The organism is Microbacterium sp. cf332 (assembly GCF_900102175.1).
Classification (GTDB): domain Bacteria; phylum Actinomycetota; class Actinomycetes; order Actinomycetales; family Microbacteriaceae; genus Microbacterium.
Window position 1 is genome coordinate 286,493 of record NZ_FNKN01000003.1, and the last position, 12,346, is coordinate 298,838.

At 68.9% G+C, this 12,346-nt stretch carries 17 protein-coding genes and 1 riboswitch; of the genes, 12 read left to right on the forward strand and 5 right to left on the reverse strand.

Annotation, left to right across the window (positions count from 1 at the left end):
• Positions 1-6 precede the first annotated feature (6 nt).
• Positions 7-71, forward strand: a riboswitch (guanidine-III (ykkC-III) riboswitch).
• Positions 72-81: 10 nt separating this feature from the next.
• The 4 genes from BLT21_RS12910 to BLT21_RS12925 all read left to right on the forward strand — a co-directional run bounded on the left by BLT21_RS12910 (position 82) and on the right by BLT21_RS12925 (position 1,923).
• Positions 82-396: a DMT family transporter gene (locus BLT21_RS12910; protein ID WP_091502797.1), complete on the forward strand. Its 315-nt coding sequence runs from the start codon at positions 82-84 to the stop codon at positions 394-396.
• 1 nt (position 397) lies between these two features.
• Positions 398-901, forward strand: a complete 504-nt coding sequence (locus BLT21_RS15945) for a DMT family transporter (RefSeq protein ID WP_091502798.1) — start codon at positions 398-400, stop codon at positions 899-901.
• Between the two features lie 171 nt (positions 902-1,072).
• Positions 1,073-1,312 (forward strand): hypothetical protein, encoded by a 240-nt coding sequence (locus BLT21_RS15555; protein WP_143024992.1) that lies wholly within the window; start codon positions 1,073-1,075, stop codon positions 1,310-1,312.
• Between the two features lie 128 nt (positions 1,313-1,440).
• Positions 1,441-1,923, forward strand: coding sequence for a pyridoxamine 5'-phosphate oxidase family protein (locus BLT21_RS12925; RefSeq protein ID WP_091502801.1), 483 nt, complete (start codon positions 1,441-1,443; stop codon positions 1,921-1,923).
• A 65-nt stretch (positions 1,924-1,988) separates the two neighbouring features.
• Here BLT21_RS12925 and BLT21_RS12930 read toward each other — a convergent pair whose 3' ends face one another.
• Positions 1,989-2,825, reverse strand: coding sequence for an alpha/beta fold hydrolase (locus BLT21_RS12930; RefSeq protein ID WP_091502803.1), 837 nt, complete (start codon positions 2,823-2,825; stop codon positions 1,989-1,991).
• Between the two features lie 118 nt (positions 2,826-2,943).
• Between BLT21_RS12930 and BLT21_RS12935 the strand changes: the two genes are divergently transcribed.
• Positions 2,944-3,744 carry a DNA-formamidopyrimidine glycosylase family protein gene (locus BLT21_RS12935; protein ID WP_091502804.1) on the forward strand — a complete coding sequence of 267 codons (801 nt, stop codon included), beginning with the start codon at positions 2,944-2,946 and terminating at the stop codon, positions 3,742-3,744.
• Positions 3,745-3,747: 3 nt separating this feature from the next.
• On the opposite strand, the gene BLT21_RS12940 is transcribed toward BLT21_RS12935, so the two are convergent.
• Positions 3,748-4,260: a MarR family winged helix-turn-helix transcriptional regulator gene (locus BLT21_RS12940; RefSeq protein ID WP_091502805.1), complete on the reverse strand. Its 513-nt coding sequence runs from the start codon at positions 4,258-4,260 to the stop codon at positions 3,748-3,750.
• Between the two features lie 116 nt (positions 4,261-4,376).
• Between BLT21_RS12940 and BLT21_RS12945 the strand changes: the two genes are divergently transcribed.
• From BLT21_RS12945 to BLT21_RS12955, 3 genes are read left to right on the forward strand one after another with little or no spacing between them, the layout of a single operon-like run.
• Positions 4,377-4,760 (forward strand): DUF7882 family protein, encoded by a 384-nt coding sequence (locus BLT21_RS12945; protein ID WP_256336070.1) that lies wholly within the window; start codon positions 4,377-4,379, stop codon positions 4,758-4,760.
• A complete protein-coding gene (locus BLT21_RS12950) occupies positions 4,757-5,107 on the forward strand; it encodes a hypothetical protein (protein WP_091502807.1) in 351 nt (116 codons plus the stop codon). Before BLT21_RS12945 ends, BLT21_RS12950 begins: the two co-directional genes overlap by 4 nt.
• A gap of 43 nt (positions 5,108-5,150) precedes the next feature.
• Positions 5,151-5,369, forward strand: a complete 219-nt coding sequence (locus BLT21_RS12955) for a hypothetical protein (RefSeq protein ID WP_091502808.1) — start codon at positions 5,151-5,153, stop codon at positions 5,367-5,369.
• Positions 5,370-5,494: 125 nt separating this feature from the next.
• On the opposite strand, the gene BLT21_RS12960 is transcribed toward BLT21_RS12955, so the two are convergent.
• Genes BLT21_RS12960 through BLT21_RS12970 form a run of 3 tightly spaced genes read right to left on the reverse strand, consistent with a single transcriptional unit; the run spans position 5,495 to position 7,799 of the window.
• Positions 5,495-6,016 carry a hypothetical protein gene (locus BLT21_RS12960; RefSeq protein ID WP_091502810.1) on the reverse strand — a complete coding sequence of 174 codons (522 nt, stop codon included), beginning with the start codon at positions 6,014-6,016 and terminating at the stop codon, positions 5,495-5,497.
• Positions 6,017-6,032: 16 nt separating this feature from the next.
• A complete protein-coding gene (locus BLT21_RS12965) occupies positions 6,033-7,121 on the reverse strand; it encodes a peptidoglycan DD-metalloendopeptidase family protein (RefSeq protein ID WP_091502811.1) in 1,089 nt (362 codons plus the stop codon).
• A gap of 9 nt (positions 7,122-7,130) precedes the next feature.
• Positions 7,131-7,799 carry a TetR/AcrR family transcriptional regulator gene (locus tag BLT21_RS12970; protein WP_091502812.1) on the reverse strand — a complete coding sequence of 223 codons (669 nt, stop codon included), beginning with the start codon at positions 7,797-7,799 and terminating at the stop codon, positions 7,131-7,133.
• A 165-nt stretch (positions 7,800-7,964) separates the two neighbouring features.
• Between BLT21_RS12970 and BLT21_RS12975 the strand changes: the two genes are divergently transcribed.
• From BLT21_RS12975 to BLT21_RS12990, 4 genes are all read left to right on the forward strand, one after another.
• A complete protein-coding gene (locus BLT21_RS12975) occupies positions 7,965-9,635 on the forward strand; it encodes an ABC transporter substrate-binding protein (RefSeq protein ID WP_091502814.1) in 1,671 nt (556 codons plus the stop codon).
• An 84-nt stretch (positions 9,636-9,719) separates the two neighbouring features.
• Positions 9,720-10,544, forward strand: a complete 825-nt coding sequence (locus tag BLT21_RS12980) for an ABC transporter ATP-binding protein (protein ID WP_091502815.1) — start codon at positions 9,720-9,722, stop codon at positions 10,542-10,544.
• Positions 10,541-11,353, forward strand: a complete 813-nt coding sequence (locus BLT21_RS12985; RefSeq protein ID WP_091502817.1) for an ABC transporter ATP-binding protein — start codon at positions 10,541-10,543, stop codon at positions 11,351-11,353. Before BLT21_RS12980 ends, BLT21_RS12985 begins: the two co-directional genes overlap by 4 nt.
• Positions 11,350-12,345: an ABC transporter permease gene (locus BLT21_RS12990; RefSeq protein WP_091502818.1), complete on the forward strand. Its 996-nt coding sequence runs from the start codon at positions 11,350-11,352 to the stop codon at positions 12,343-12,345. The genes BLT21_RS12985 and BLT21_RS12990 overlap by 4 nt, the downstream gene beginning before the upstream one ends.
• Position 12,346 lies beyond the last annotated feature (1 nt).

A 12,346-nucleotide genomic window follows, 5' to 3' on the forward strand; every position in this document is an offset into this window, starting at 1 on the left:
TGATGGACGGGGTCCGACGGCGGGCCCGCGGACGAGGGAGCAGTACCCGCACCAGACAAGACTGACTCGGACAGGTCTGTCATGGCATGGGTGATCCTGATCGCATCCGGTGTTCTCGAGGCGGTGTGGGCCTCGGCGCTCGCGGCCTCCGAGGGCTTCCGGAGGAACCGACCCGCGACCCTGTTCGTCGTCGCGCTCGCCGGGAGCATGGCCGGCCTCGCCTTCGCGATGATCGAGCTCCCCACCGGAACGGCGTACGCCGTCTGGGTGGGCGTCGGCGCGACGCTCACCGTGGTCTGGGCGATGGCGACGGGTCGCGAGCGGGCATCGACCGCCCGCATCCTCCTGCTCCTGCTGCTGGTGGCGAGTGTCATCGGGCTCAAGGCGGTGAGCTGAGATGGCATGGATCATCCTGCTCGCGAGCGCCGTGTGCGAAGCGGTGTGGGCGACGGCGCTCGGTCTGTCGGACGGCCTACGCTCGCCGCTGCCGACGATCGTCTTCGTCGCCGGACTGCTGGTGAGCATGCTCGGCCTCGGCCGTGCGATGAAGCAGATCCCGATCGGGACCGCCTACGCGGTGTGGGTCGGGGTGGGTGCGGCGCTCACGGTGACGTGGGCGATGGCGACCGGGGCCGAGCCGTTCTCCGTCGGCAAGGGCGTCTTCATCGCCGGGATCATCGTCGCCGTCGTCGGACTGAAGCTCGTTCCGGCCGCTCGCCGGGCGCCGGGCGGCGCCTCACAGCCGCGCGAGGAGCGCGGGCGCGAAGGCGAGGAAGGCGGCGACCGGTACGACGAGGGCGGCGACGGCGACGATACCCAGGATGACGATGTTGCCGAGGATCGCCCCGAGAACGGCCCGGGAACGATCGGCGGCGAGACGGATGCGGTGCGTCGGGGATAGGGGTGCGGTGGTCACACTCCGACGATAGGAATCATTCCGCGCGGACGCGTCGGTCGCGAGTCGCACGGCCGTCCGCCCCGGGGATGATTCCGTCCCGACGCTGTCAATCCCCTCGGCGGCGGGGTGCGGCGGACGTACCGTCGGCACACGCACGCGACGAGAGGACGACAGATGAGCGATTTCCGAGAGACGCACGCCGACGCGGCGAGCTCGGCCGGCGACGAGGTCTCCGGCGGCGACGTCGAGACCGGGACGGCGACGGGCGGGGCATCGGCCTTCCCGGGTGCGCCGAGCGCGGCACCGGATGAGCCCGGGCCCGAAGCGGACGCGGGCGGCAACGACGAGGGAGATGACGTCGACACGACGACCGACTCGGACGGTCAGCCGCTCGACAACCCGTCGGGCGGCTGACGCATCGTCCCGTCGGCGCCTCCGTCGCCGGTGTCAAGACCGCGACGGGCGACGACCGGCGGTGCGAGCCTGGAGCGACCGACGCCCGGACCGACCGACGACGGATCTGCCGCACCGAAGGAGAGACGATGAGCGACAACGAAGACCCCCGGACCATCCTGGCGGAACTGCTGCCGGAGTTCCGGTTCGCGATGGTCACGACCACCGACGAGACCGGCAAGCTGACCGCACGCCCGTTGACCGTGCAGGAGGCGGAGTTCGACGGCGACCTGTGGTTCGTCATCGACCGCGGCTCGTCCGTGGCCTCGCACGTCGCGTCCCGACCCGCCGTCGGCGTCGCGCTCAGCAAGGATGACGCGTGGGTGTCGCTGGCGGGCGAGGCGGCGGTGGTCGACGATCGGGCAAGGCTCGATCACTACTGGTCGAGCACGCTCGAGGCGTGGTTCCCCGACGGCCCTGACGACCCGCGCATCACGCTGCTGCGCATCGACGCGGTCTCGGGTGAGTACTGGAGCAGCGCGGGTGGTCGGATCGCCACGGCTGTCGGGCTGATCAAGTCGAAGTTGACCGGCGAGACCTACGAAGGACGCAACGAGAAGCTCGACCTCTGATCCACGTCCCGACGCACGAGAGGACCGCCCCTGACGTGGGGCGGTCCTCTCGTCGGTCTCGCGGGTTACTTCGCGAGGAAGGCCAGCAGCGCCTCGTTGAACTCGCGCGCGTGGCTCACGTTCAGGCCGTGCGGGGCGTCCGGGATGAGCACCAGCTCGCTGCCGGCCAGCTGCTCGTGCGTCCGCTTCCCGGACCCTTCGAACGGCACCGTTCCGTCGCCGTCGCCGTGGATGATCAGCGCGGGAACGGTGACGGCGTCGAGGTCGCGGCGGAAGTCGGTCGTCCCGAAGGCCTCCATCGCCTTGAGAGCGGCGTGGTGGTCCGCCTGGCGGGTGAGTGCGAGGGCCTCCTGGCGCTGCTCCTCGGTGACCTTGAGGTCGCCGTCGACCGAGAAGAACTGCGTGGTGAAGCCGTCGTAGAAGGTGGCCTCGTCGTCCTTCAGGCCGCTCTCCATCTCGTCCGCGGCATCCTGGGTCAGGGGACCCTCGGGGTTGTCGGCGGTCTGGGCCATGTACGGCGGCACCGCAGCGGCGAAGACGACACTGCGCAGCCGCTCCTGTCCGTGGTTCGCGATGTATCGCGCGACCTCGCCCCCGCCCATCGAGAAACCGACGAGCGTCACGTCGCGCAGGTCCAGGGTCTCGAGGACGGATGCCAGGTCCTGGGCGAACGTGTTGTAGTCGTACCCCGAGCGCGGCTTGTCGCTGCGACCGAAGCCGCGGCGGTCGTACGCGACCACGCGGTAGCCGGCTGCGCTGAGGGCGGGGACCTGCTCCGACCACGACTCGGCCGAGAGCGGCCAGCCGTGGATGAGGACCACCGGGCGCCCGGTGCCGCCCGTGTCGTCGACGTGGAGCTCGATGTCATTGAAGAGGCCCTTGTGGGCGGTGATCTCAGTCATGAAGCCATGCTCGCTCCTGCCTCGGCGAGATTCGAACGGTTGACGGACGGCGGGCTGCACGGTAGCCCGAGACGGCAGACTGGGTCCATGGGGTCGCTCGATACCGCCGGGGGCTGCTGTGCCCGAGGGTGACAGCGTCTTCCGCCTGGCCGCGCGTCTGCGCGGCACGGTCGCGGGTCGTGAGATCGTCGCGGGGGAGCTGCGGTCGGGGAAGGCCGCGGGGACGTCGTTGGCGGGATGGCGGATCGCGGGTTTCGAGACGCACGGCAAACACCTCATCACCTGGCTCGATCCGGACTTCGCCCTGCACACGCACCTCCTCATGCAGGGGTCGTGGACGGTGACGGGCCCGCGTCGCGCTCTCCCACCCGGGCCGCGTTCCCTCGCTCGGGTGAGGGCCGAGCTCGAGGACGGCTCGACGCTGTGGGGGATCGACATGCCCGTCGTCGACCTCGTGCGAGCGAGCGAGATCGACGGTGTGCTGGCTCATCTGGGCCCCGACCCGCTGCGAGCCGATTGGGATGCCGACGAGGCGGTGCGCCGCCTGCGCACGCAGCCCGATCGCCCCTTCGCGGCGGCCCTCCTCGACCAGCGCAACATCGCCGGTCTGGGGAACCTGTGGGCCAATGAGCTCGCGTTCCTCTCCGGCATCCACCCGTTCGACCCGATCGGCCGGTGCGATGTCGCGGCCGTGGTCTCGCGCGCCGCGCGGGCGCTGCGGGTCTCGGCCACGGTGCCGTCGATGTATCAGGTGACGACGGGCAACACCCGGCGGGGGAGTTCTCATTGGGTGGCCGGCCGAGCCGGCCGGCCCTGCCTGAGGTGCGGGACCCTGGTGCTCGTCCGCGCGGAGACCACCGGAGATCCCGAGCGGCGGCGCACGTGGTGGTGCCCAGCCTGCCAGCCGCGGCGCGGCTGATCGTCAGCCGACGGAGGTCGCGTCGCGCCCGCGCTGGTGGGTCGGAGCGGGCTCGACGGAGTCGACCGCATCCTGCATGCGCGAGAGGAAGTCGATGACGGCCTCGGTCGCCTCGGCCGTGGTGTCGGCGGCGACCTGATGCATGCGATCGTGCATGGCGGAGAGGGTCGTGCGCACCTCTTCGTCGGCGCGTTCCGTCGGTTCGAGGTAGACGCTGCGACGATCACTGGGGTGGGGGACGCGGCGCAGGTAGCCGGAACTCTCGAGCCGGTCGAGCAGGCTGGTCGTGCTTGCCGTCGAGATCCCGAGGTACTTGGCGACGTCGCCCGGCTTGACCTGAAGGCCTCGCGACTGAGCGCGGAGCAGCTGACGGACCACGAGCAACTCGTTCTCACCCATCGACATCGACTCTCGGGTGCGACGACGCATAGCGGCCTCAGCGGCCTGATACAGGCGCAGTGCCTCGAGGGCGCTCGTCGCACGCTGGCGATCGTTGTTGTAGAAGAAACCACTCATGGGAACACCTCCGCGTTCTGCTCGTAGCTATACCTTACCAGATATCTAACTTGACGAGATACTTGTCCACCTAGTAGCGTTGCGGACAAGTCATCCAGCATCTGTGAGGAGCCACCATGGGCCAGCTGTACTACGGCAACGCGTCCGAGTCGATCGAGATCCCCGACCGTCTGCTCGCGCACCTCAAGGTGCTGACGGCGACCAAGCTCCGCCGATCGGAGAGCTTCACGCTCACGTGGCGGCACGGCGCCGACAGCGCCGCGGGTCGGTCGACCATCTGGCTGCAGCCCGCTATTCCGCTCCGCTTCGTCTTCGACAGCGCCGACATGGAGAAGCTGGACTCCGGCCTGCTGACCGAGATGGCGCGCGCCGCGACGTCGTCGACGGGTCTCGTCGTCGACATCTCGGACTTCGAAGCCGCCGCCCCCGCCCCTATCGCATCGAGCGCCGCGCCCGTCGCCGCCCCGGTCGCCGCGTCCGAACTCGCGACCGCAGCATGAGCCTGCTCGAGCGCGACCAGGATGCGCCACGCATCCTGACGGCACGCAGCATCACGTGGTCCACCGTGGCACCCGGCTTCTATGTGGCATCGACGAACGGCGAGTTCGTCGGGTCCATCGACACCTCACCCGACGGTCACTTCATCGCCCTCGACGGTCAGGCGACGCCGATCGGCCGGTTTGCGACGCTGAAGGAGGCACAGCACTCGCTGCTGACCACCGAAGCCCCGGGCAACCGGGCGCGCAAGTTGCGCACCCGCCGCCACCTGCGCATGACCGCGACCGCCTCCGGAGCGGTCGCCGGCGCGCTCGCGCTGACGGCTGGAGCGCTCGCCCCGTTCATCTGAGCCCGGACGGCCGTGTGCCGTCATCAGAGAGAAGGAGAACGACATGAATGAAGACACGTCGCGACAGACGGACGACAGCAACCACCAGGGGCCCGACGTCGATGTCGCCTCGACCGAGACCGAGACCGACAGCGAGGGTACTCGCGAGCCGAATGGCCTCGGTCAGGACGGGACGATCCCCAGCGACCCCGACGGCGTGGCCGCAGGTCACACCGGAACGGCATCGACGTTCGAGCCGGAAGAGGACGAGCAGTCGTCATGACCTCGCGGTCGGAGGCGGCGCGGTCCCCGACCACGATCACATCGCTCCACCCCATCGGCGATGCGCGAAGAGCCCGGAGACGACAGCTCCGGGCTCTTTCTCGTCGGTTCGGTCGGCTCGGCTGCCTACAGTCCCTCCGCGGGCTCGGTCGCGGTCGCCCACTGCTCGAAGTCATCGATCTCGGGGGCGAGGCGGCCCCAGCTCGCATCCACCGCGAGGTCGGTCGTGAGCAGGCACGCGTACTCGACCTCGCCGTCGACAGTGGGATCGTCGAGCGGGACGACGACGTACCAGAGGCCGTCCGGGCGGAGAGCGGACCGGGCCTGATCGGTCGCGATGGCGGAGCGTGCCAGCTGCTCCGACGCCGGGGCGTTGTCGTCTCCGACGGCCGTGAGGCACGCGTCGAGGAGTTCCGCGGTCGATCGTTCGGGTCCCTCGGTTTCGACGGGGTCGGGGGAGCTGGTCGGCGTGGGTCCGTCGGACGGCGACGGCGCGGGCGTGGTGACAGAGGGCGTCGGCGTGGTGGTGGGCGAGGGGGCCGCATCTCCCACGCTCGGAGTGGCACAGCCCGCGAGGCCCAGTGACACTGTGGTGAGCAAGGTGAGAGCCGGGGCGAGGGTCCGGAGGCTGCGCTTCGTGTCGGTCATGGGGTGCCCTTCGTCGTCATGCCCGTCCGCCCACTGTCGGCACGCGGAAGTTGTCACCCTCGTAGTACCAGATGTGCGGCCAGCGTGCGATGACGGTGTCCCGCTCCGAGGCATCGGACGTGTAGAAGTGATGCCCCTTCTGGCGGTTCAAGAACCGAGCCACGGTGACGGTCCCCGACGCGGTCGAGTCATACGGGTAGACGTAGTACGCGATGCCCTCGTATTTCCACGTGTCGGTCAGTCGGGCGGCGACATCGTCGCGTTCGGCCGCGTTCGCCGTGTAGAAGTGTCCGTCTTGCAGCCTGTTCCAGAACCGATACAACGGCACGGTTCCCGGCGCCGGTGTGGTGAAGGCCGAGTACGCCGTTCCTTCGAGCGTCCAGATGTGCGGCCAACGCGCGACGACGGTGTCGCGCTCGGCGGCATCCGCGGTCCAGAAGTGCTTGTCGTTGAGGGCGCTCCAGAACCGGTAGACGGGGGTTGGCTCGAAAGCCGAGGTGGGCGGGAGCGGCGCGCTCTCGATGAGCCAGGCCGGGTTCCAGACCGTGCCGGTCCGGTGCGGACCCGAGAAGATCGCGAGGTGGAGGTGTGCGTTGCTCACCGTGCGCGGCCGGACATCGCCCGTGTTTCCGGTGCGTCCGAGCGGTGTCCAGCGCGAGACCCGCTGGCCGACGCTGACGAGAGGACTGCCGCGTTCCATGTGCAGATACTCGGACCGCACGCCGGCCGCGTGCTGCACGACCACGAAGACCCCTCGGCTGACGTCGCCGTCGTCGCCCACTGCAGAGACGGTGCCGTCCGCGACCGCGAGGATGGTCGTCCCCACGCGGGGCGTGGCGTAATAGTCAGCGCCGATGTGCCCGCTGTAGGTCTGGCCGGGGTAGCCGTCGACTCCGGAGCCGCGGGTCGCGCGGCTGGTGAACGGGTACCCCCAGACGATGGGGAGGGCGGCATGCTCGGCCGCCGTCTTGATCGTGTAGGTCAGGGCGCGGGCGGGCGCCGCGGAGGCGAGCACGAGCGAACCGGCGGCGACGGATCCGAGCAGAACGGATCGGCGGCTGAGGGCACGCTGCTTCCGGGGGAGCTCGTTCTCGTCGGTCGGCACGAGAGAAACCTAACAGGCTGCTGAGGTCGCGCCGAGGTCGCTCGCGTGCGGAAGGTCGGGACCCGGGTGCAGCACGGCGTTCACGATGGCGCGGATGGCGAATTCGCTCGCTTCGCCCAGCCCGATCGTGCCCGGCAGGAGCAGCCATTGCAGCTGCAGGCCGTCCATGACGCCCAGGATGCTCGCGGCGGCGAGCTCGATCGCCGCATCGTCGGTCACTCCCTCGGCGGTGCAGATGATCCGGAATGCGTCAGCGACGTCGCGGCGGAGCGTCGTGTAGCGGTGCTCGAAGTAGTCGCGGCCCGGGTGCCCGTCTGTCACCGACTCGGACGAGAGCACGGTGTAGACCTGCACGATGCCGGGCCGCCGTGCGTTCTCGAACGCGGTGCGGACGAGGTGGAGGAAGAGATCGGCGCCGCCCGGGATGTGCTTGTCGTCGAGTTCCTCGACGTCGGCCTCGTCGCGGTACGCGATGACCTCCAGAAGCAGGTTCTGCTTCGACCCGAAGTGGTGCAGGACGCCGGCGTGCGTCATCCCGACCTGCTCGGCGATGTCGGCCAGTGTGCCGTTCGTGTAGCCCTTGTTGCCGAAGATCTCGATCGCGGCCTTGAGGATGTCGGTGCGCTTCTGGCGTGTTGACGGGCGCGCGCGCGACCCGCTGGCAGCCGTATCGGTCACGGTGGCCCCCTCTCATCGGTGAGTGTAACGGTTCGGACAAGCACGCTTGCCAAGGTTACTTACTTGTCGGTAACCTCTCGACAGCTTACTTTCTGACCAGTAAGCAACCACCCCCCGAGCGGCGTCCGCTCGGGGGAAGCACAATGACCGTGCCAAGGAGAAGCAATGAAGCTCAGACGATCCCTCGCGGCGGCCACCGCCGTCGCCGCCCTCGGCGCCCTCGTCCTCGCCGGCTGTTCCGCCGGTGACAACGACTCGGGCGGCGACGCCTCGGGCGCGGGCGCGGCATTGACCATCGCCAAGCCCGATGGCGCCATCACGACCGAGTCGAACAACCCGTGGGTCGGTGACTCCTCGGCCAACAAGCTCGGCTACAAGAACGTCATCTTCGAACCGCTCGCCATGGTCAATCTGGTCGGCGACAACGAGACCACCCCCTGGCTCGCCGAGAAGGTCGAGTGGAACGACGACTACACGCAGCTGCGCGTCACTCCGCGCACTGGAGTGACCTGGAACGACGGCGAGGACTTCACGGCCGACGACATCGTCTTCACGTTCGACCTCATCCGGAACACCCCGGCGCTCGACACCGGCAATCTGCAGCTCACCGACGTGGCGGTCGACGGCGACGACGTCGTCCTCAGCTTCGCGGAGTCGAAGTTCGTCAAGCAGGCGCAGGTCCTGCACATCGGGATCGTCCCCGAGCACGTCTGGAAGGACGCCGGCGACCCGACGACCTTCGCGAACCCGGAGCCGGTGGGCACCGGCCCGTACACGCTCGACAGCTTCAGCAGCCAGTCGGTCACGCTCCAGGCCCGTGACGACTACTGGGGCGGCGAGCTCGCCGTGCCGACCCTTTACTACATCTCCTACAACGACAACACAGCCCTGACCACGGCCCTCGCCAACGGCGACGCCGACTGGGCGCAGGCGTTCATCCCGAACGTCCAGAGCGCCTTCGTCGAGAAGGATCCGGAGCACAACGTGTTCTGGGCGGCCAACGTCATGGCTCCCGACGTCCTCTTCGTCAACCACACGCAGAAGCCGTTCGACGACCTCGCGTTCCGCCAGGCGGTCAATATGGTCATCGACCGTGAGGCGCACACCGAGATCGCCCGCGAGAACGCGGGCCCGGTCCTCACCTCCGTGACCGGGCTGCCGACCCCCGTGGGCAAGCAGTACATCGCCCCGGAGTACGAGGGGGTCGAGTTCTCGATGGACGTCGACGGCGCCCGCGACATCCTCGAATCCGCCGGCTACAGCTGGGACGGCGACGCGCTGATCGACCCCGACGGCGAGCCGGTGTCGTTCACCCTCGAGGTGCCGCAGGGCTGGAACGACTACGTCACGGGTATCAGCCTCATCGCGGATCAGGTCTCCGAGTCGCTCGGCGCCGACGCCAAGGTCAACACCCCGGACGCCGACACCTGGTGGGCGAACAAGCGATCGGGCGACTTCGACGCCATCATGCACTGGGTCGACAGCGGCACCACGCCGTACGACCTCTACTCCGACACCATGGACGGCCGTTGGCTGCTCGCCGGTGACGACGTCGACTTCAACTTCGGTCGCTACGAGAACCCGCGCGCCACCGAGCTCCTCAACACCTATGCGACCGCGGCGAGCGACGACGAGCGCACCGCGGCTCTCGAAGAGGTGCAGAAGATCTTCGTCGACGAGGTCCCGGTCATCCCGGTCGGCACGCACCCCTACCTGGGCGAATACAACACGCGTTCGTATGTCGGCTGGCCCAGCGAGGACGACCAGTACGCGACCGCCGACCCGACGCAGGTGACGGTCCCGCTCATCCTCACGAAGCTCAAGCCCGCCGAGTGATCCCGCACGGACGGGGGCGCTGCGGCGTCCCCGTCCGTCGCGCCCACCCGTCTGCCCGTTCGCCTGCCACGAAAGCGAAGGACGATGTCCGAACCCCTGTTGACCGTGCGCGACTTCTCCGTCGTGTACGACGTCGAGCCGCCCGTCGAGGCGGTCAGAGAAGTCACCCTCGAACTGCGACGCGGTGAGATCCTGGGCCTGGCCGGCGAGAGCGGCTGCGGCAAGACCACCCTCGCCTACGGTCTGCAGCGCCTGCTGCGGGCTCCGGCCGTCATCACGGGCGGCAGCGTCGTCTTCCACGACGCGTCGGGCGATGACGTCGACATCAACGCGCTCGACGTCGAGCAGATGCGCCGATTCCGATGGGACAAGATCTCCATGGTCTTCCAGGGCGCGATGAACGCGCTCAATCCGGTGACCTCCATCGGGGCGCAGCTCGACGACGTGTTCCTCGTGCACCGGCCCGACATGGGGCGGCGTGAACGCCGTCGCGCCTGCGAGCACCTGCTCGAGCTCGTCGCGGTGGGCAAGGAGCGCATGCGCTCCTACCCGCACGAGCTGTCCGGCGGGATGCGCCAGCGCGTCATGATCGCGATGGCCCTCGCGCTGCGCCCACAGCTGATGGTCATGGACGAGCCCACGACGGCGCTCGACGTGCTCGTGCAGCGAGAGATCCTGCGGCAGATCTCGCAGCTTCGCCACGAGTTCGGATTCTCCGTCATCTTCATCACGCACGACCTCCCGCTCCTCCTGGAGATCAGCGACAGGATCGCGGTGATGCGCTCCGGCGAGATCGTCGAGCTGGCGGACGCGCGAGAACTGTGGGAGCGTCCGCAGCACGAGTACACCCGGACGCTGCTGTCGTCCTTCCCCCGCCTCACCGGCGAGCGGGGGGTGCTGGTGCGATGACCACCCTCGAGTTCCGCAACGTCAGCAAGCGCTACCGGGTGCGCGGTGCCGCGCCGATGCTCGCGCTCGACGACGTGAGCTTCACCCTCCGCGACCGACAGACCATCGCCCTCGTCGGGCAGTCGGGCAGCGGCAAGTCGACGATCGCCAAGATCTTGACACAGCTCGAGACGGCCACGAGCGGGGAGGTGCTGCTCGACGGCGTGCCGATTCCCCGGCACGGGCGCGGCCTGCGGCGCTACCGCCAGCAGCTGCGCATGGTCTTCCAGGACCCGTTCGCATCGCTCAATCCGTACCACTCCATCCGCTACCACCTCGAGCGTCCGCTGCAGCTCGACCGGGTGGTGCCGCGTGGCGAGGTCGACGCCGAGGTCCGGCGACTGCTCGAGCGGGTCCGCCTCGACCCGGCGACCGTGATTGATCGCCGACCGCATGAGCTGTCGGGCGGCCAGCGGCAACGCGTCGCCATCGCTCGGGCCCTCGCCTCGCGGCCGCAGCTGCTCGTCGCCGACGAACCGGTCTCGATGCTCGACGTGTCGATCCGTCTCGGCGTGCTGAACCTCCTCGCCGACCTGCAGCGCGAGGAGGGGCTGGGCGTTCTCTACATCACGCACGATCTGGCGACGGCGCGGCATTTCAGCGACGAGATCATGGTGCTCCACCACGGCCGGGTGGTCGAACACGGGCCGGCGGACGACGTCATCCTGCGCCCGCAGCACGAGTACACCCGTGACCTGCGCGCCGCCTCGCCCGACCCCGAGAAGCACTTCGCGGATGCATCCGCCCGCCCGTTCGGAGACATCGCATGAGGATCCCCGTCCGCTTCATCGCCAGTCGTGCGGCGTTCTACCTGTTCACGGCCTGGGCGGCCATCACGATCAACTTCTTCCTGCCCCGCATGCTCAAGGGCGACCCCGTCTCGGCATACATGCAGAAGAACGCCGGACAGATCTCGCCGGAGGCCGAGCGCGCGCTGCGCATCCTCTTCGGGCTCGATCGCGACACGAGCGTCTGGCAGCAGTACCTCGACTACTGGGGCCTGCTCTTCAGCGGCGATCTCGGCCGTTCGTTCTCGAACGGGCTCGCTCCCGTGGGCGACGTCATCGCATCCGCCCTGCCGTGGACTCTCGGACTGGTCGGCTTCGCGACCGTCGTGTCGTTCCTGCTCGGCACGGCGACGGGCGCGCTGATCGGATGGCGCCGGGGAAGCCGAGCCGACGTCATCGTGCCGATCTCGACCTTCTTCAGCACCGTCCCCTACTTCTGGCTCGGCCTGATCGCGATCGCCGTCTTCTCGTCGATGCTCGGCTGGTTCCCGGCATCGCACGCTTACGACAAGGGCGCGCGGCCCGCGTTCACCCTCGACTTCATCGGACAGGTCGTCGCCCACGGCACCCTGCCCGTCCTCACGATCGTCATCGCCTCGCTCGGCGGCTGGATCCTCGGCATGCGGAACATGATGCTGACGGTCCTCGACGAGGACTACATCACCGTCGCGCAGGCGAAGGGGATGCCGAACGCGCGCGTGCTGTGGCGTTATGCGGCGCGCAACGCGATGCTCCCGCAGCTGTCGAGCTTCGCCCTCTCGATCGGCTTCATCGTGGGCGGCACGATCGTGATGGAGATGGTGTTCTCGTACCCCGGTGTCGGGAAGCTGCTCCTCGACGCGACCACGGCCAAGGACTACCCGCTGATGCAGGGGCTCTTCCTCATCATCACGCTCGCCGTGCTCGTGGCCAACATCCTCGCCGACATCGCTTACGCGGTGCTCGACCCCCGCACGCGTCAGACGGAGGCCTGAC

Excerpts from the sequence above, each read along its gene's own strand:
- BLT21_RS12910 (WP_091502797.1), top strand. The coding sequence starts at position 82 with ATGGCATGGGTGATCCTGATCGCATCCGGTGTTCTCGAGGCGGTGTGG.
- BLT21_RS15945 (WP_091502798.1), top strand. The coding sequence starts at position 398 with ATGGCATGGATCATCCTGCTCGCGAGCGCCGTGTGCGAAGCGGTGTGG.
- BLT21_RS15555 (WP_143024992.1), top strand. The coding sequence starts at position 1,073 with ATGAGCGATTTCCGAGAGACGCACGCCGACGCGGCGAGCTCGGCCGGC.
- BLT21_RS12925 (WP_091502801.1), top strand. The coding sequence starts at position 1,441 with ATGAGCGACAACGAAGACCCCCGGACCATCCTGGCGGAACTGCTGCCG.
- BLT21_RS12930 (WP_091502803.1), bottom strand. The coding sequence starts at position 2,825 with ATGACTGAGATCACCGCCCACAAGGGCCTCTTCAATGACATCGAGCTC.
- BLT21_RS12940 (WP_091502805.1), bottom strand. The coding sequence starts at position 4,260 with ATGAGTGGTTTCTTCTACAACAACGATCGCCAGCGTGCGACGAGCGCC.
- BLT21_RS12945 (WP_256336070.1), top strand. The coding sequence starts at position 4,377 with ATGGGCCAGCTGTACTACGGCAACGCGTCCGAGTCGATCGAGATCCCC.
- BLT21_RS12950 (WP_091502807.1), top strand. The coding sequence starts at position 4,757 with ATGAGCCTGCTCGAGCGCGACCAGGATGCGCCACGCATCCTGACGGCA.
- BLT21_RS12955 (WP_091502808.1), top strand. The coding sequence starts at position 5,151 with ATGAATGAAGACACGTCGCGACAGACGGACGACAGCAACCACCAGGGG.
- BLT21_RS12960 (WP_091502810.1), bottom strand. The coding sequence starts at position 6,016 with ATGACCGACACGAAGCGCAGCCTCCGGACCCTCGCCCCGGCTCTCACC.
- BLT21_RS12975 (WP_091502814.1), top strand. The coding sequence starts at position 7,965 with ATGAAGCTCAGACGATCCCTCGCGGCGGCCACCGCCGTCGCCGCCCTC.
- BLT21_RS12980 (WP_091502815.1), top strand. The coding sequence starts at position 9,720 with ATGTCCGAACCCCTGTTGACCGTGCGCGACTTCTCCGTCGTGTACGAC.
- BLT21_RS12985 (WP_091502817.1), top strand. The coding sequence starts at position 10,541 with ATGACCACCCTCGAGTTCCGCAACGTCAGCAAGCGCTACCGGGTGCGC.
- BLT21_RS12990 (WP_091502818.1), top strand. The coding sequence starts at position 11,350 with ATGAGGATCCCCGTCCGCTTCATCGCCAGTCGTGCGGCGTTCTACCTG.